This window comes from Brevibacillus sp. MCWH (genome assembly GCF_013096935.1).
In the GTDB taxonomy this organism is placed as follows: domain Bacteria; phylum Bacillota; class Bacilli; order Brevibacillales; family Brevibacillaceae; genus Brevibacillus; species Brevibacillus aydinogluensis.
Window position 1 is genome coordinate 56,826 of the sequence record NZ_SDLF01000014.1, and the last position, 16,835, is coordinate 73,660.

At 56.2% G+C, this 16,835-nt stretch carries 14 protein-coding genes; 7 read left to right on the forward strand and 7 right to left on the reverse strand.

The features are described from left to right. Positions 1 to 351: 351 nt before the first annotated feature. From ETC00_RS13515 to ETC00_RS13540, 6 genes are all read left to right on the forward strand, one after another. The gene (locus ETC00_RS13515) at positions 352 to 1,422 is read left to right on the forward strand and encodes an extracellular solute-binding protein (protein ID WP_171566596.1); all 1,071 of its coding nucleotides are present in this window, start codon (positions 352 to 354) and stop codon (positions 1,420 to 1,422) included. Between the two features lie 12 nt (positions 1,423 to 1,434). Beyond that, the gene (locus tag ETC00_RS13520; RefSeq protein ID WP_171566597.1) at positions 1,435 to 2,565 is read left to right on the forward strand and encodes an ABC transporter ATP-binding protein; all 1,131 of its coding nucleotides are present in this window, start codon (positions 1,435 to 1,437) and stop codon (positions 2,563 to 2,565) included. Next, positions 2,562 to 4,268, forward strand: a complete 1,707-nt coding sequence (locus tag ETC00_RS13525) for an ABC transporter permease (protein WP_171566598.1) — start codon at positions 2,562 to 2,564, stop codon at positions 4,266 to 4,268. Before ETC00_RS13520 ends, ETC00_RS13525 begins: the two co-directional genes overlap by 4 nt. A gap of 12 nt (positions 4,269 to 4,280) precedes the next feature. Further along, positions 4,281 to 5,051 (forward strand): HAD-IIA family hydrolase, encoded by a 771-nt coding sequence (locus ETC00_RS13530; protein WP_171566599.1) that lies wholly within the window; start codon positions 4,281 to 4,283, stop codon positions 5,049 to 5,051. A gap of 48 nt (positions 5,052 to 5,099) precedes the next feature. Continuing rightward, positions 5,100 to 5,657 (forward strand): glycerol-3-phosphate responsive antiterminator, encoded by a 558-nt coding sequence (locus ETC00_RS13535; protein WP_171566600.1) that lies wholly within the window; start codon positions 5,100 to 5,102, stop codon positions 5,655 to 5,657. A 215-nt stretch (positions 5,658 to 5,872) separates the two neighbouring features. Continuing rightward, positions 5,873 to 7,555 (forward strand): glycerol-3-phosphate dehydrogenase/oxidase, encoded by a 1,683-nt coding sequence (locus tag ETC00_RS13540; RefSeq protein WP_171566601.1) that lies wholly within the window; start codon positions 5,873 to 5,875, stop codon positions 7,553 to 7,555. A 189-nt stretch (positions 7,556 to 7,744) separates the two neighbouring features. On the opposite strand, the gene gucD is transcribed toward ETC00_RS13540, so the two are convergent. Genes gucD through ETC00_RS13555 form a run of 3 tightly spaced genes read right to left on the reverse strand, consistent with a single transcriptional unit; the run spans position 7,745 to position 10,720 of the window. Then, on the reverse strand, positions 7,745 to 9,211 hold the full coding sequence (gucD, locus tag ETC00_RS13545) for an alpha-ketoglutaric semialdehyde dehydrogenase GucD (protein WP_171566602.1): 1,467 nt from the start codon (positions 9,209 to 9,211) through the stop codon (positions 7,745 to 7,747). Between the two features lie 44 nt (positions 9,212 to 9,255). Further along, a complete protein-coding gene (locus ETC00_RS13550) occupies positions 9,256 to 10,425 on the reverse strand; it encodes a UxaA family hydrolase (protein ID WP_171566603.1) in 1,170 nt (389 codons plus the stop codon). After that, positions 10,415 to 10,720: a UxaA family hydrolase gene (locus ETC00_RS13555; protein ID WP_171566604.1), complete on the reverse strand. Its 306-nt coding sequence runs from the start codon at positions 10,718 to 10,720 to the stop codon at positions 10,415 to 10,417. The genes ETC00_RS13550 and ETC00_RS13555 overlap by 11 nt, the downstream gene beginning before the upstream one ends. A gap of 415 nt (positions 10,721 to 11,135) precedes the next feature. Between ETC00_RS13555 and ETC00_RS13560 the strand changes: the two genes are divergently transcribed. Continuing rightward, the gene (locus tag ETC00_RS13560) at positions 11,136 to 12,035 is read left to right on the forward strand and encodes a fumarylacetoacetate hydrolase family protein (protein ID WP_171566605.1); all 900 of its coding nucleotides are present in this window, start codon (positions 11,136 to 11,138) and stop codon (positions 12,033 to 12,035) included. Positions 12,036 to 12,295: 260 nt separating this feature from the next. On the opposite strand, the gene ETC00_RS13565 is transcribed toward ETC00_RS13560, so the two are convergent. The 4 genes from ETC00_RS13565 to ETC00_RS13580 all read right to left on the reverse strand — a co-directional run bounded on the left by ETC00_RS13565 (position 12,296) and on the right by ETC00_RS13580 (position 16,832). After that, the gene (locus ETC00_RS13565) at positions 12,296 to 13,519 is read right to left on the reverse strand and encodes a hypothetical protein (RefSeq protein WP_171566606.1); all 1,224 of its coding nucleotides are present in this window, start codon (positions 13,517 to 13,519) and stop codon (positions 12,296 to 12,298) included. Between the two features lie 68 nt (positions 13,520 to 13,587). Next, positions 13,588 to 14,334 carry a C39 family peptidase gene (locus ETC00_RS13570; protein ID WP_253264304.1) on the reverse strand — a complete coding sequence of 249 codons (747 nt, stop codon included), beginning with the start codon at positions 14,332 to 14,334 and terminating at the stop codon, positions 13,588 to 13,590. 494 nt (positions 14,335 to 14,828) lie between these two features. After that, positions 14,829 to 15,914, reverse strand: coding sequence for a copper amine oxidase N-terminal domain-containing protein (locus tag ETC00_RS13575; RefSeq protein ID WP_171566608.1), 1,086 nt, complete (start codon positions 15,912 to 15,914; stop codon positions 14,829 to 14,831). 486 nt (positions 15,915 to 16,400) lie between these two features. Continuing rightward, positions 16,401 to 16,832: a LexA family transcriptional regulator gene (locus ETC00_RS13580; protein WP_171566609.1), complete on the reverse strand. Its 432-nt coding sequence runs from the start codon at positions 16,830 to 16,832 to the stop codon at positions 16,401 to 16,403. Between the last annotated feature and the right edge of the window lie 3 nt (positions 16,833 to 16,835).

Genomic DNA, 16,835 nt, shown 5'->3' on the forward strand with positions numbered 1-16,835 from the left:
CCAACATCACAACAAAAGCAAGGTAAGCGGGGGAAGGACTCCTTCACTCAAAACTATTTTCCGCATACCTATTTATTTACGTTTGGGACCCAGTAATTTCCTTCATTCTAGACTGACTTGTCCGAAAAATTCGATCATTTTCGTTGACAGTTAGAAAAGAAACTGGTTATACTGGAAGAAACACTGATCGGATAGCATATTTTCCCATACGGTTAGGCGGAGAAACGGAGAAACCCTTACCCGTAAACACACTCCCAAAGGGGGATGTGTTTATCTACGTGAGGGTTTTTCTTTTTCCTCGGAAACTGTTTGACTATTCGATCAACAATCACAGAAAGAGGGGTCTGACACATGTTGAAAAAATGGTTGAACGTAGCAGCCACAGCCGTTTTGCTCTCCACTGTCGCCTTGGCAGGGTGCTCCTCCGGCCAGGAGGCTTCGTCCGGCAGCACACCGGCGGGAGACGGATCGGGAGGAACAAAAGAACTGGGCCCGATCGCGCTGTATTCCCCTGAGACGCCGGATATGACCAAAGAAATTGGTCTCAATTTTGAAAAGGCTTTCAAAGGGTCTTCCATCAACGTGCAGTACGCGGGGACCAACGTGCTGGTCAACCGCATGATTGCGGAAAAAGACAACCCGCAGGCGGACGTCTGGTACGGCGGCGGAGGATTCCTGCCGTTTGAAGCGGCCAAGGACAAGGACATCATCACATCGTACACGCCGGAAGCAATCAAGGATTGGCCGGAAGTGCGGGACGGCATCAAGCTCCGCGACAAGGACTGGAAGTGGATCGGCGCGGAAGTGTTCGTACTCGGCTTTGCCTACAACAGCGACCTGGTGAAGCCGGAAGAGGCGCCGAAAACCTGGGACGACCTGCTTGACCCCAAATGGAAGGGCAAAATCCAGATGCCCAACCCCGCCGCTTCCGGCACAGCCACCCTCACTGTGCTGAGTCAACTGATGGCCCGCGGCGAAGAGCAGGGCTGGGACTACTTCAAAAAATTGGTGGAACAGATGAGCGCCATGCCCGACTCCGGCTCCGCACCTTCCAAAGCAGTAGCCAAAGGGGAGGCGCACATTGCGATCGCCTTTGACTTCATGGTGTACGAAATGAAGGCCAAGGGGGAGAAAATCGATTTCATCGTGCCGGACAAGACGCCGGTCATCGTCAACCCGGTGTCGCTCGTAAAAGACGGCCCGAATCCTGATGGCGGCAAGGCGCTGATCGACTACCTGCTGTCCAAGGAAGGGCAGCAAACGCTGGCCAACTGGTACCATATCCCGATCTCCAAAGACGTGGAGTCGAAAACGCCGCTTACCCTGGAGAAAGTCATCCCGCACGCGCAGGAGCTGGACATCGACTGGGTCGTGAGCAACTACGACCGGGTGCGCAACGAGTGGCGGCAAAAATTCCAGTAAGGAGGCTCTTGCATGGGGTCGGTTCGAATCGAGCACTTGCACAAGCAATTCAACGGAATCACCGCTTTGGAAGACGTCAATCTGGGTATTCGCGAAGGCGAATTCTTCGCTCTGCTGGGGCCATCCGGCTGCGGCAAAACGACGACCATGCGCTGTGTGGCCGGTTTTGAAAGCCCCACCTCAGGAAAGATTTTCATCGGGGAGCGGGATGTAAGCCACGTGCCCGCCAACCAGCGGAACTGCGGCATGGTGTTTCAAAGCTACGCGCTTTTTCCCCATCTCAGCGTATTTGAAAACGTCGCCTACAGCCTGCAGGTGCGCCGCTTTTACCAGGGCGGCCTGGGCACGAAGCTGTCCGTGCTGGCCCACATGCTCAACCGCAAGCTGGGGAAAGTGGACAAGGAGATCGAACAAAAGGTGCGTGACGCCCTTGACTTCGTCGAGCTTGGCCACCTCGCCGACCGACTGCCCGGACAGCTTTCGGGCGGCCAGCAGCAGCGCGTGGCGCTGGCCCGGGCGCTGATCATGGAGCCGGCCGTCCTGCTGATGGATGAGCCGCTGTCCAACCTGGACAAAAAGCTGCGCAACAGCATGCGCGTCACGATTCGGCGCATCCAGCAGAAAGTGGGGATCACGACGATTTTCGTGACGCACGACCAGGAAGAAGCGATGAGCATGGCCGACCGCGTGGCGGTGATGCAGGGTGGCAAACTGGTGCAGGTGGACACGCCCACGTCCCTGTACAGCCAGCCAGCCTCCACGTTTGTCGCCGATTTCGTCGGCTCGTCCAACATCTTTAAAGCGACGGTGAAGGAGTCCGGCGAGGCGGGCACGGTGCTGCAGCTCGTCGGCGACGGAATCATCCGCTCCGCGTTTTCGACCAACCGCAGCGAAGTGGACGTGATTATCCGGCCGGAAAGCATCCGTCTGTTCGCGGACGGGGCGCAGGCGGATGCGGGAGACAACCTGCTGGAAGGCACGATCTTGATGTCCACCTATCTGGGAGCGACCATCCGCTACGACGTGCAGGTGGGGCAGCTGCAGATGGAAGTGGACAAAACCTTTGAAGCGGGCAGCCCGGTGCTGCCGGCGGGGACGAACGTGAAGCTGGCAATCGATCCGAATGTCGTGGTGATCTTATGAAACAGCGGTACTCTTTTGCCCTCAGCGGCTTTACCGTGCTGAAATGGTTGATGTATCTTTTTTTCCTCGTGTTTTTGCTGGTCCCGCTGTTTTCCATCCTGCTCGTCAGCCTGACCGGAGAGCCGGTCAACCTGTTTGGCAGCCTGACCAGTCAAAAAATATTGATGTCCACGCTGAAGAAGCTCTCCAACCTGTCGCTGGACGCGTACTCGTCGCTGGTGGAAGGCACCGGGTACTTTGCCGCGCTGATGAACAGCCTGAAGCTGAGCACGGGGGTGGCGCTGCTGGTGACGGTGTTGGTGCTGCCGATCGCCTACGCCTTCGCCCGCACCACCATGCCGTGGAAACCGTTCTTCGCCGCGCTCTGCACCATCCCGCTGGTGGTGCCGACGTTCATCTCCTCCTACGCGTTTACGCTGATGTTCGGCAAGACCGGGTGGGTCAACCACATCTACCGGTCGCTGGGCGGCGAAGGCGTGCTGTTTGACGTGCAGTCGATGCTGGGAATCGTGCTGGTACAGGTCTTTTTCTTCTTTCCCTACGCGCTGTGGCCGATGGTGGCGGCGTTCAAGATCAGCGACCTGACGCTGGAGGAGGCGTCGCAAAACCTGGGGGCGAAAGGCTGGTACACCTTTTTGCGGGTGACCCTGCCGCTGGCCGTGCCGGGGATCGTCTCCAGCATGCTGTTGATTTTTACCGTCAGCTTTTCCGATTTCGGGACGCCGATCATTCTGGCGCCCAAAGACCTGAACCTGATCGTGGTCGAAGCGTACCGCGAGATCGCCGGCTTCTACAACTGGGCGGGCTCGGCCGTCCTGACCGTCATCATGCTGCTGGTGGCCGCCTTCTTTTTCTGGTTGCAGCGGTTAGTGATCAAAGGGAAGGAGTACGGCACCATCTCGGGCAAGCCGACGCGGCAGAAGCTGAATGACCACAAAGGGGTCGTCTCCGTGCTCACCGTCTACACTTTCCTGGTGATGCTGGTGCCGCTTTTGGCAGTCGGTTCCGTCTTTCTCTCGTCGCTGGCGACCACCTGGGGGCATCACGCCCTGCCCGACGGCTACACGCTGAAGCATTATCTGACCATTTTCAGCACGTCGCATAAAAATATTGTGAACAGCCTGGTGCTGGCGGCTGGCGCGCTGGTGCTGAGCGTCGTGATTGCCACGTTTGTTTCCTACTTCGTGGTGCGGCGCGGCTCCGGCGGACTTGACTTCGTCTCGTCGATCCCGCTGATCGTGCCGGGTATTTCCCTGGGAATTGCGCTGATCCAGACGTTTAATACGGCGCCGCTGAAATTGACCGGCACCGCCCTCTTGCTGATCGTCGCCTACACGATCCGGCGGATGCCGTACATGATCCGCTCGACGATGAGCTCAATGATGGCGATCCGCAAAGACATCGAAGAAGCGGCCGTCAACCTGGGCGCCTCCAACCTGCTGGCAGCCGTTACGGTCATCGGCCCGCTGATGCTGCCGGGCATCGCGGCAGGTGCGATCCTGGTGTTCGTGACGGTAATCAAGGAGACCAGCATCTCGCTGCTGCTGGCGCCGACGGATTGGGCGCCGATGAGCCTGGCTGTGTTTCAAAACCTGCTGCGGGGCGAGTACTACACCGCTTCAGCCATGGCGATCCTGATCATCGCCATTGTCATCGCACTGCAGTCTCTGGCAAAAAAACTGACCAAAGACCAACTGTACTAAGGAGAACGGACAATGAGAGGGTTTATCTTTGACCTCGACGGTACGGTCTATCTGGGTGATCGGTTGATTGAGGGGGCGGCGGAGGCGATTCGGACGCTGCGAGCGCGCGGCGACAAGGTGGTGTTCCTCTCCAACAAGCCGATCGCCACCCGCCAGTCCTACGCGGAGAAGCTGACAAACATGGGCATCCCCACAACAGTGGACGACGTGCTCAACTCTTCGCTGATCACGGCCCGGTATCTGCAGCGGGTATTGCAGCCGGGCGAGCGGGTGCTGGTCATCGGGGAGCAGCCGATCCGTGACGAGCTGGCGGCCCATGGCATCGTCATGAGCGACGACCCGTACGATGTGCAGTACGTCGTCCTGTCGTGGGATCGGCGGTTCAGCTACGAGACGCTGAACACGCTGTATCAGGCGGCGGTACGGGGAGCAAAGGTGATCGCCACCAACCCGGACCGGACGTGCCCGCTGGAAGACGGACAAATCCCGGACACCGGCGCGTTTATCGGCGCATTGGAAGGGGCGACGGGCAGGCCGATCGACCTCGTGGTGGGCAAACCTTCTCCGATCGCGGCGGAAGAGGCCGTCCGCCACCTGGGGTTGGACTACGCTTCCTGCTACATGGTGGGCGACCGTTTGGAAACAGACATTAAAATGGGCAACGATACCGGGATGAATTCCGTCCTCGTGCTGACCGGAATCTCCACGAGGGAGATGGCCGAGCGGAGCGAATACCGTCCGCGCTACATTTTAAATAGCATTAAAGAAATTGTGAATATTTAGAAACTGGTGGTATAATAGGTACAACCAACCTGACCTGGAGGGTAACGGATGTATCCTATTGTCGATCTAGTCGAACACCAGACCATCGCTGCGGTTCAAGCGGAAGCCGATGTGGATGACGCGATCAACAGCGACGTGAATATCGTCTTTCTGCTGACTGGCTCGATTTTCAACGTCAAGGAGCTGGTCGACCGGATCAAGCAGGCCGGCAAATGCGTCTTTTTGCACATGGAGTTCATCGAAGGCATCGCGCCCGATAAAAGCGGCGTGGCGTACGTGGCTCAATACATCGCTCCGACCGGCATCATCTCCACCCGCAGCAACCTGATTCGGGTCGCCAAGGAGATGGGGCTGATGGCAATCCAACGCATCTTTCTGATCGACCGCAACGCCGTGATCAAAGGCATCAAGGTCGTGGAGCAGAGCATGCCGGACGCGGTCGAAGTGATGCCTGGGGTGATGCCGCGAGTGATCCGGGAGATGACTGACCTGACGCCGCTGCCCATCATTGCCGGCGGACTGGTGGGCACCAAGCAGGAAATTGACGACGCGCTTGCCGCCGGGGCGCTGGCTGTATCGGTCGGCACCAAGGAACTGTGGTACTAGCGGCGTGTTGTATCGCAAGTCTTCTTGATCATTTTTATAAATAGGATACAGGGAAGAGAACAGGAGAACCCCCTTGAAAGGACAGCTTGTCTGATGACGGCAGGCTGCACTTTTCACGGGGGTTTTTTCATGATGAACCATTGAAGCGCGTGAGAAGAACCGGCGCGGGCGAAGCAGCAGGGAGGCTTTGTTCCCGCCGGAGAGGAGGCTTTTGTGTGAACAAGACATTTTCAGCGAGCAGCCGACTGGCTGTACTTCAGGAAATGGCAGGAGAGACGCTTGACCTGCTCGTGATCGGCGGCGGGATTACCGGTGCGGGCATCGCCCTGGACGCCAGCGTCCGCGGCATGAAGGTGGGCGTGGTGGAAAAAGCGGACTTCGGTTCGGGGACGAGCAGCCGCTCCACCAAACTGATTCACGGCGGGCTCCGGTATCTGAAGCAGGGAGAAGTGAAGCTGGTGCGGGAAGTGGGGAGAGAACGAGCCATCCTGTACAAAAACGCCCCCCATCTGGTCATTCCCGCCCCGATGCTGCTGCCGATCTACCAAGGGGGAACGTACGGCTACCTGGCTACGTCGGTCGGCCTCTACCTGTACGACCTGCTGGCCGGCGTGGAGCGAGCGGAGCGGCGGAAAATGCTCAGCCGCGACGAGACGATCCGGCAGGAGCCGCTGCTCAGGCGGGACCGGCTCAAAGGAGGCGGCCTCTACGTGGAATACCGCACGGACGACGCCCGGCTGACGCTCGACATCATGAAGACGGCGGTGGCACATGGAGCGCGGGCGGTCAATTACGCGGCAGCGCGCCAGTTTCTCTACCACAACGGCCGGTTGACGGGGGTGCGCGTCGCGGATGGCGTGTCGGGCCAGACATTTGATCTGTACGCTGCCTGCATCGTCAACGCCGCCGGACCCTGGGTGGACGAACTGCGACAATTGGACGGCTCGCTCGCCGGCAAGCGCCTCTACCTGACGAAAGGCGTCCATCTGGTGGTCGCCTACGATCGGCTGCCGGTGGCGCAAGCGGCGTATTTTGACACCCCGGACGGCCGCATGGTGTTTGTCATCCCGCGCGGGGCGGTCACCTACATCGGTACGACCGACACGCCCTACCGCAACGACATCGACCAGCCCCGCACCACTGTGGAAGATCGCGACTACCTGCTGCGTGCGGTCAACGCGATGTTCCCCGATGTCAGGCTGAAGCCGCAGGACGTGCTCTCCCACTGGGCCGGACTGCGCCCGCTGATTTACGAGGAGGGCAAAGGCCCGTCGGAACTGTCGCGGAAAGACGAGGTGTTTCATTCCCCTTCCGGACTGATCACCATCGCCGGGGGCAAGCTGACCGGCTTCCGCAAGATGGCGGAGAAGGTAGTCAATCTGGTGGCGCAGCGGCTGCATGAGCAGAAAGGCCGATCCTTTCCCGGCTGCACGACCGACCGGATCGTGATTAGCGGCGGAGAGCGGCGAGGATGGGAGCGGTATGAAGACTGGAAGCAGGAGATGCTGCGGATGGGGATGGAAAAAGGCGTCGATCGCCATACGGCGCAGGAGTGGCTCGACACATACGGCACCAACACGCTGCGGATTTACGACCGGCTGCCGGAACCGCCGCTCACCCCCGAACAGCTGCTGCGGGCGCAGATTCAGTACGCCGTGGAGGAGGAGATGACAGTGCACGCCGTGGACTTCCTGCGGCTGCGCACCGGCTGGACGTATTTTCAACTGCACAAGGCGGAAGAGAAGGCGGAGCAGGTCGTCAGGCTGATGGCCGATGCACTGCAGTGGGACGACGAGGAGACCGCACGCCAGCGGGAGATGATCGCGCGCTTGATCGCGTCAATCCGCCAGCTTCCGGAAAGCGACGAGGCGTTGGAGGAAGGAGCGCGTCGTGCGTGACCGGGGGTCTCTCTCCGCTTGACTTTTTCGTGGAGATGACGGAACCTTCCCTGCACGGGGCAATCGGGCGAGCGGCATATGCGAGTTGGTTCGGGAGGAATGGGCAACAACCACAAGAAAGTCGGCCGGTTTCGCGAGCGGCAGAAAAATAAAAGGGGAAGCTGAAAGAGGCTTCCCCTTGGCTTGTTTTTATCCTTTCACAAACACCGTCTTGATCGCGGTGAAAAACTCGATGGCCGCCTGACCCTGCTCGCGGGAGTGGGAGCTGGACTGCTTCATGCCGCCAAACGGGGCCTGCAGCTCCACACCCGCGCTCTCGGCGTTGATGCGCACCAGGCCGGCGTCCATGTCGCGGATAAATTCCAGCATGTTGCCGATGTCCCGGGTGAAGATGGAGGCGCTGAGTCCAAAGCGGGAATCATTGGCCAGCTGCAGGGCTTCCTGCAGGGTGTCCACTTTCATCAGCGCCAGCACCGGGCCGAAAATCTCCTCCCGGGCGATGGTCATGTCCGGCGTTACGTTTTCAAACACAGTCGGCTCCACGTAAAATCCGTGTTCCAGGCCGGGCGCGGTCACGCGTTTTCCGCCGCACAGCAGTACGGCTCCTTCTTCGAGCCCTTTCTGGATGTAGCCGAGCACTGTCTGCATCTGCCGTTCGCTGGCGCACGGTCCCATCCAGGTGTCGGGGGCGAGGCCGTCGCCCACTTTCAGAGCGGCCACCCGTTCCAGCAGCTTTTGCTTGAACGCGTCGTAAACGGCGCTCTGGACGATGACGCGGCTGGTGGCCGTGCACTTCTGGCCGGTGGAGCGAAGACCGCCGCTTACCGTCGCCTCCACGGCCAGATCGAGGTCGGCGTCGGCCGCGACGATGACCGGATTTTTGCCGCCCATCTCCAGTTGGTACTTGGCTCCCCGGGCGAGCGCTCCCAGGCCCACCTGCCTGCCCACCTGATCGGAGCCGGTGAACGTAACGGCGGCGATGCCGGGATGATCGACGATTCCCTGGCCGATGACCGAACCCGCGCCGGTCACCATGTTGACGACCCCCGGGGGCAGCCCCGCTTCGTCCACGCATTCCATCAGCTTGGCGGCGGTGACAGCGGTCTCCTGTGCCGGCTTGAAGACGACCGTGTTGCCGTAGACGATGGCCGGGGCAATTTTCCAGATGGGGATGGCGACGGGGAAGTTCCAGGGCGTAATCACGCCCACGACGCCCAGCGGCACACGGCTGGTAAACATCAGCCCTTCGCTGTCGGTGGAGGGGATGACGTCGCCGATTTTGCGCATGCCTTCCCCCGCGTAATAGCGCAGGATGGCCACGCCGCGGGCCGTTTCACCTTTCGCTTCCGGCAGTGTTTTGCCCATCTCCCGCGTCATGGTTGCCGCGATGTCGTCGAGGTGCCGCTCCAGCACGTTGGCCAGGCGGTACAAGTATTCGCCGCGGGCGGGACCGGAGAGCTTCCGCCAGGCGATTTGTGCCGATTGGGCCGCTTTCACCGCCTGATCCAGATCCTCGGCTGTCGATTTTTGCACGTATCCGATCACCTCGTGTCGGTTGGCCGGATTGATGCTCGCCTCCACCTGGTTGGACGCGGACGGCCGCCACTCGCCGCCGATGTAGTTTTGGTAGGTTTGCGCTTGTGTATGAACGCTCACGATGATTCCTCCTCTCAACGTATGGTTTTACAGGGAAACAACTGCTAGAACGTGGGGCCGATCCGCCAGATGCCGAAGTCGTGCTGCTTCAGGATTTCCGCTTTGGTCAGCTTGCCGGAGCAGACGTGGACCAATTCGTCAAAAATCCGCTGCCCCACGGATTGAAGCGTTTCTTTTCCTTCGATGATCGTGCCTGCATTCAGGTCGATGTTGTCCCCCATTTTCTCGAAAATGGGCGTGTTGGTGGCGATTTTGATCACCGGAGCGATCGGTGAACCGGTAGGCGTGCCGCGGCCGGTCGTAAACAGCACCACCTGTGCTCCTCCAGCCACCATGCCGGTCAGCTGCTCGATGTCGTGTCCGGGGGTATCCATCCAGACCAGGCCTTTTTTGGTCGGCCGCTGGGCGTAATCAATCAGCTCCTGCAGCGGCCGGGTGCCGGCCTTGTTGGCCGCGCCCAGGGACTTTTCCTCCAGAGAACTGAGGCCGCCCTTGATATTGCCGGGACTGGGGTTGCCGGTGCGGATGTCCACGCCCATCTGGATGGAGCGCTGTTCCATGGCGTGGATGACTTCGTAGACGCGCTTGGCCACCTTGTCGTCCACGGCGCGGTTGGCCAGCAGATGTTCCGCGCCGATCAGCTCCGTCGTCTCCGCCAGGATGGAGGTGCCGCCAAGGTCGACAATCATGTCGCTGACCACGCCGACGGCCGGGTTGGCGGACAGACCGGAGCAGGCGTCCGAACCGCCGCATTCCGTTCCGACGATCAGTTCGCTGAAATCGCACGGCTCCCGCCGCAAGACGGATGCGTCCTGCACCATCTTGGCAGCTATTTTTGCGCCCTGTGCGATCGCCGTCAGCGTGCCGCCGTGATCCTGGATGGAGACCAGTTCCACCGGCTTGCCCGTCTTGGCGATTTCCTCGGCTACGCTCCGCGCCTGATGCGTTTCACAGCCGAGTCCGAGGACGACGACGCCGTAGACATTAGGGTTGGCGCCCATTCCGACGTACGTGCGAAACGTCTGCTCGTAGTCGCTGCCCACCTGGGCACAGCCGTGCTGGTGGATAAACGAGACGGTCCCCTGCACCAGTTCGGTAATCTGCCTGGCCGCCTGTGTGGCACATGTAATCGTGGGCAGAATCAGGACGTGGTTGCGCACGCCGACGCGGCCATCCGGACGGCGGTATCCCCAAAACGTTGTGTCATGCTTCATGAGCGATTTTGTCTCCTCTCCCGCGTTTTCCTTCCAAATTGTGCACATGGACGTGTTCGCCGGGGGCGATGTCACGGGTCGCGACTCCGATGACCTCCCCGTATTTCACGATGTCCTCTCCCTTTCCGATCGGGCGGACGGCAAACTTGTGCCCGAATTCAATCGCCTGGCGGAGCGTCACCGTATGCTGCACGTCCAGACAGGAAACGGTGACGCGGCTGTCTGCCGGTATGGGTTCGAGGGCCGTGGCCACGTTGTCATGCGGCTGCATCATGATGGCGCGATAGGCGGACATGGACAAGCCTCCTTTCCGTATGTAACACGGGGGATGGAAATACCGGGATGTCGGGTGCAAGAAAGGGACGTGTAGGCATGTTCGGCAGAACGTCTGAGTAGTTTTATAATATAAAACGACATACGACAATATCGTATAATGGTTGGCAATTTTTATGATAGAGCAAATGGAAGCGCAATTGCAACTGTTTTCTGAATAAAAAATATTTTCAAATTTGGTGATTGTTTGGTGCGAAAATCGTTGCTATGATGAGAGTAATCATGATATAAAACCTGGTTTTACATACAAGAACCAAAGGAGGAAGGCTGCTCTGTGATTGGAGCAGATGAGTCCCGCCTGATGATGGAATCACCCTTGTACATCGACAGCGGGTTCGTGTTTGCATACATGCCAGAAGACAGACGGGGGGAGTAAGATGAAGCTGTTGACCTTTTATGCGGAGCGCGGCCTGACGCTTGGCGTCAAGACGGACCGCGGTGTGCTGGACGTAGCGGCATCGGTGGAGCGGCACGGCGGAACGGCTGCTGTTCCGCAGACCATCCGTCAGTTTCTCGAGGGAGGGGAGGAGGCGTTTCAGGCGCTTGCGGCCCACGTCCGCCGCATGGAGTCAGCGGGGGAGGCGCAGCTGTTCCTGGACGAAGAGTCGCTGCGCTTCGGGCCGTGCGTGCCGGAGCCGGGCAAGATCATCTGTGTGGGACTGAACTACCGGAAGCACGCGGAAGAGTCCAACATGGCCGTGCCCGAATATCCGGTGCTGTTCAACAAGTACAGCAACGCGCTGGCCGCGCACAACGACGAGATCACGCTGCCCGCGGAAGCGCAGCAGGTGGATTACGAGGCGGAGCTGGCCATCGTGATCGGCAGGCGGGCCAAGCGGGTAAAGCGAGAGGAGGCCCTCTCGTACGTGGCCGGGTACTGCAACGCAAACGACCTGTCCGCCCGCGACCTGCAGATGCGCACCAGCCAGTGGCTGCTGGGCAAAAGCTGTGACGGCTTCAGTCCGCTAGGTCCCTACCTGGTCACCTCCGATGAAGTGGGCAATCCCAACAATCTGGAGATCACCTCCTTTGTCAACGGGGACGTGCGGCAGCACTCCAATACTTCGGACATGATTTTTGCCTGCGACGAAATCGTTCACTACATCTCCCGGTACATGACCCTGGAGCCGGGGGATGTCATCCTGACCGGTACGCCGGAGGGCGTGATCCTCGGCTATCCCAAGGAGCGGCAGGTGTGGCTGAAGGACGGGGACGTGGTGACGATCGAGATCGAAAAGCTGGGCCGTCTCACCAACCGGATGAGGCGGGAGGCGTAATCCGGAGGGAAATCTGTGCAGCCGCGACAGAAAAACCGGACCAGTCAATGGTCCGGGTTCCGTTTGTAGACAAAGTCCGTGGCGCATGGGTGATTGGGCCCGCTCGCTCTCTTGACGACCAGTAAAGAAGTGGATAGCGCCCGCTCCCAAACGCGACGCGGGCAGGGGGCAAACCGAGCCTCTGGACTGGATTTTATGGGAAGATCGGTTTCTAGCGAGACCTTACTAAAAAATGAGCAGTTGTCATCAGTCTATTCTAGCTATTTTATCACGACAAACTTCATGCGACTATTTTGACCATTTCTTTCAATTATTCCATAAGACAGATACTCTCCAGACCTAAATAGTTTCGTCGTGATTATTTTTTCTTCCAATAAACCTTGGTGCTTGCCTGTTTTCAGATTGGCAATAAAAACTCGGTTCATTCCATAGCGATAAATCAGAAAATCGTTCTTAATAAAGGGGGTATCGTTCGTCAAGGTTTTTGATTTTCCAGAAAATCTGTATTTTACTTTTCCGTCCTGCAATGAAGCTACGGATACTTTTCCCTCTTCAGTCCATACAAACCAGTTCCCATGAACGTTGAAATCAATGATGCGTTCACCAATTAACAAATCAACAGCTTTGGAACGATCATAAGGAAACAAAGTGATGACATAACTCTTTTGTGACTTTCCGTCCTTATTTTGGTACTTGGACTGTTGGATGACTAGTCCTCGATCAGTGGGGGTTTGTACTGCAAAATAATATCCGTCCCGACCATCTTTTTCGCTTAGTTTTGTTTCTGCAATAACCTCTATAGCTTTCTGGCGATCTTGATGCAGGATCATCGCCTTACTTGTTACGATTTGGTTCTCTACCTCATACTCGATCCAAGTAACTTTTTTTCCGTAAACCCGCAGGATAGGAGGATCTGTACCGTCCTGACTTATGCCCTGCTTGATCATTTCAATTTTTTTATTTCCTAAGTCCATGGACATGATCCTCCACTTTAGTTCTAGGGAGGGATTTCTGTCATATTCTACCCAATATAAAACGTTATCAATTCCCACTAAAGAATTAATGATAAAAAATGGAGGGGCACTATATATTTTTTCATATTTCTTACTACTCCGGTCAAACAGTCCGACAAACGACTGTTGGAGCTTACTGTCGTCCATATCGAAAGCAATCACTCGATCGTTTACAAACTGTGGTGCGGTTGGAGCCCAGCGAAAATCAGGACTTTCTACTACATACTCCTCAATCTGGAACGGATACGAAAATTCCTCAACGGAGTTAATTTCTACATCGGGGGTCTCTTCAATATTGATTAATGTTCGACCATCCTCAACTGTTTTCATTTCTTTGTTCTCAATTATCTCATCATCAGTTTCATTCGAAGTTGTCATTTGATGGTTATCATACTGGGTATACCAAATTCCAAAGGCTGCTAATACCATTACTCCAGCAATTGCAACAATTGTAATCGTCCGTCTCCCCATTTGATTTCCTCCATTCGCAAAGATAGGAGTCCTAGGAGGAATATTTTTCCCCCTAGGACTCTAACTACTCACCAAATCATAGCTTGTCTGAAGTGTGCTTGGTTGGCTTCCCAAATACCGTCTGCAGGATGCCATACATTACCAAGGGTTACACCGCGATTACCTTGGTCAAAAGGATCTGTGATACGAATTTCCCAATCATCCCAGTCATACCCTGAGGTGTTTACGATGTGTCCTGCAACGGACCTGGTATATTTGGGCATATAATCCGGGTCATTCTTCAAATCGAGTATGCTAGGATATCCGTTGTCGATTCCCCATTCAATTTTATCATTAAATTTACTTTGTTCATCGGAATCATGAGTTGTGTAAACATAATAATTTTCATCCTGATGATCATTTAATACGTCATCCACAACAGAGAAGACTGTACCGTCTTTAGTTGTACCAAGTTCGTCGGCATAGTAACGTTGACTTTTCGATGTGCCATTGATGTAATCCAGTACCTGTTTAACGGTGGCAGGACCACACCAATAACTTGTCTCCTGTTCGAAACTTGGGACCGAGATGACTCGAAAAAGACCTAAAGCAGATACTTTCCCTTCCGATTCCGCTGCTTCTCTCTTGTTAGTAATGTGTTCTCTTACCTTCCTCAATTTTTCATTTTCAGCTTTTACCTGTTTTTCAGTCTTAACATCTTCGATCATTCTAGGATCATCACCAGTTCCTTCTCCCATTACAGTTTGTGGGAGCAAAAGCGCTGTGAATATAGTAGATGCTAGAGCAACTCGAGGAATCAGTTTACGTTTTTTCATTAATTCCACCTCCATCTATTAATCAAATAATACATAAGAAAATTATGAAAATTCTTTATTTGTTGATATATTCACCTCCATTAATACTCAATTAATAGGAATAAGGACTGGTAACAGCAAGTAATATGTTAGTTCGAAAGAATGAGATTGTCAACCAAAACATGGAAATTTATAAATCATCATCCATTTTTGGATACAGACTCTTGATCCCCGCCGTAGTAGATCAATACATCCAGCAGTATTGCCTCCGTCACCGAAGGTCCTGGATCTGCCTATGGATGCAATGGATAAGTGTTTGTATGCGTTACCGCATGCTTCGTTCGCATAGTCTTTCTCACAGCATAACACTGGAAATTGCAAACACCTAAAAGGAGGCATGGTGGACAACAAAAACACTACACATGAACAAAGCCCTTGGCATTGCCTACTGGCAACAACAAGGGCTGATGAGTTTGATATAGCGATATTTCACACTTCACCAAGTTTTGTCTGCGCTATTGGGTATTGGCAGCATCGTCCGTGCTGGAGGAGTCGCCATCCGCGGAATCATCGGAATCAGACGAGTCTTGATCCGCCGACTGGTCCGAATCAGAGCCGTCAGTGGAGTTGTCCGGGGCCGTAGTGTCTTTGCCCGAGGCATTGTCCGCACCCGACGTTCCTTCGCCCGTCCGGTCTGTTGCGTCCGGTGCAGTGGAGTCTGCCGGCTGCGCCTGGTCTGCATTGTCGTCGATGATGATGATCTGTCCGTCTTTTTGCCAGTCGACCTTGGCCTCCAACTGTTCGCTGATCAAGCGAATCGGCAGGTAGAGGCTGCCGTTTTTCACAACGGGCGCGGCGTCGGTCGTGAGCCTGTTGTTGTTCGTTACCGCCACGTTTTTGTTCACCGTAAGCGAGATTGTGCGGTCTCCGCGGGTTACGGTGACGATCCCTGTAGTCTCATCCCAGCGCACATCCGCGTTCAACGCCTCGCGGATGACCCGCTCCGTCACCAGCGCACGTCCGCCTACGATAAAAGGCGCCTGATCCAGCGTGAGTTCCACGCCGTTGACGAACGCTTTGATACCCGTCACGTTCGCCTTGATGTACAGCTGGCCCAACGTTTGAAACGGCTCGGTATTTCCGGCCTGATAGGTTCGCTTCAGCAGTTCCTTTTGCACCTCGATGGCCTGCGGCAGATCGGAGATGTCGACGAGTGCGTTGACCAGCTCCTTGTACGTGGCTGCCACCTGCTCTGTCACCTCAGGTGCGTCTTTCAACTGCTGGCGGAGTTTGCTCAGTTTTTCCGCATCCTGCACTGCTTCCTGGACAGTCAGAGTGATGTTTGACTGATCGGGTGCAGTTGCGGAGGGAGTTGTTGTATCGTCTTCGGTCTGTGAGGGCTTGTCCGCCGACGATTGCTCATCTGTGTTTGCCGATGTGTCAGTGCCGGTTTCATCCGTCGTCGCGGCAGCATCTTCGCTCTGCACTTCGGCATAGACCGCTGGATTTTGGTTCGCCAGCTCTTCCGCTTGTGCCAGTGCTGCAGGTACGGCGCCCATCATCAAGGCAGCCGTGAGAGAGGTCGTTACGATCTTTTTCATCTGTAATCCTCCTCCTTCTCGCAAATGATGTCGTTGTTTCGTGACAGTGCCATTCTACCAAATACTGCTAGTGGGAAAATGATCGAATAGACCAAAAAATTTATACAGCCTTGGTCCTTCGCATGCTGGCTCCAACCGGGGCAGGAACAGGCACATCTTCACCCGAATCATGTCCGCTCAGTCCCTTGTTCATGATCGGTTGGTACGAGAAAACGTTGTGCGGAAGCCTCCTAAAACTGGAAGGACAGTGCAGTTCGTCGGGAGGGAGAGACGGCGAAGGGAGAGGAGAAAAAAAGGAGCAGCCGCTTGTCCATATTCTGGCAAATCTAGGACAAATCTCGTGCAGATGCCGATGATATTGAGGAAAAGGAACGCATTTGTTCCAAAAGCAGCCTTTTTTCAGGACAAAAGCAACCGCACCGATGTCGGCAACCGATGCGGTTTTACGCATGGATGAGATAACGGATTTGGCGGTAGCCACCCTGATCAAAACAGCGTATCTCCCGCATTCCCAATCCGTCCGGTCTCGTACGGCGGAGAGATGATGCCGGAGACGACACCGATGATGCGGATGTTTTCCGACGGCAAGACGAGCGGTGCGACGCCCTTTTTGGCGGCGGTAAACACGCACTCCACCGGATTGACGTCTTCGGCGATGCGGACGATGTACTCCCCCTCCTGCCTCACCAGCACAGGTCTGCCCCGCACCGGCTCCAGTGAATAGTCGGCAATCAGCAGGGCGTTCCCCTCCCGAATCCCGATGTTTGCAAGCCCGTCGTCCCGCATGATCAAGGCGAAACGGGCCACGTGATAGCTGGCCGCAAGCAAATACGGCATCAAATATAGCTCCTCATCCTCCAACGGCAGCTCAAAGAAACGGGTGCTGTAAGCATCACCGGCAATAAACACGCGCTTCATTCC

What these genes read in the sequence shown, in the direction of transcription:
- ETC00_RS13515 (WP_171566596.1), top strand. Translation starts at nt 352, where the DNA reads ATGTTGAAAAAATGGTTGAACGTAGCAGCCACAGCCGTTTTGCTCTCC.
- ETC00_RS13520 (WP_171566597.1), top strand. Translation starts at nt 1,435, where the DNA reads ATGGGGTCGGTTCGAATCGAGCACTTGCACAAGCAATTCAACGGAATC.
- ETC00_RS13525 (WP_171566598.1), top strand. Translation starts at nt 2,562, where the DNA reads ATGAAACAGCGGTACTCTTTTGCCCTCAGCGGCTTTACCGTGCTGAAA.
- ETC00_RS13530 (WP_171566599.1), top strand. Translation starts at nt 4,281, where the DNA reads ATGAGAGGGTTTATCTTTGACCTCGACGGTACGGTCTATCTGGGTGAT.
- ETC00_RS13535 (WP_171566600.1), top strand. Translation starts at nt 5,100, where the DNA reads ATGTATCCTATTGTCGATCTAGTCGAACACCAGACCATCGCTGCGGTT.
- ETC00_RS13550 (WP_171566603.1), bottom strand. Translation starts at nt 10,425, where the DNA reads ATGAAGCATGACACAACGTTTTGGGGATACCGCCGTCCGGATGGCCGC.
- ETC00_RS13555 (WP_171566604.1), bottom strand. Translation starts at nt 10,720, where the DNA reads ATGTCCGCCTATCGCGCCATCATGATGCAGCCGCATGACAACGTGGCC.
- ETC00_RS13560 (WP_171566605.1), top strand. Translation starts at nt 11,136, where the DNA reads ATGAAGCTGTTGACCTTTTATGCGGAGCGCGGCCTGACGCTTGGCGTC.
- ETC00_RS13565 (WP_171566606.1), bottom strand. Translation starts at nt 13,519, where the DNA reads ATGGGGAGACGGACGATTACAATTGTTGCAATTGCTGGAGTAATGGTA.
- ETC00_RS13570 (WP_253264304.1), bottom strand. Translation starts at nt 14,334, where the DNA reads ATGAAAAAACGTAAACTGATTCCTCGAGTTGCTCTAGCATCTACTATA.
- ETC00_RS13575 (WP_171566608.1), bottom strand. Translation starts at nt 15,914, where the DNA reads ATGAAAAAGATCGTAACGACCTCTCTCACGGCTGCCTTGATGATGGGC.
- ETC00_RS13580 (WP_171566609.1), bottom strand. Translation starts at nt 16,832, where the DNA reads ATGAAGCGCGTGTTTATTGCCGGTGATGCTTACAGCACCCGTTTCTTT.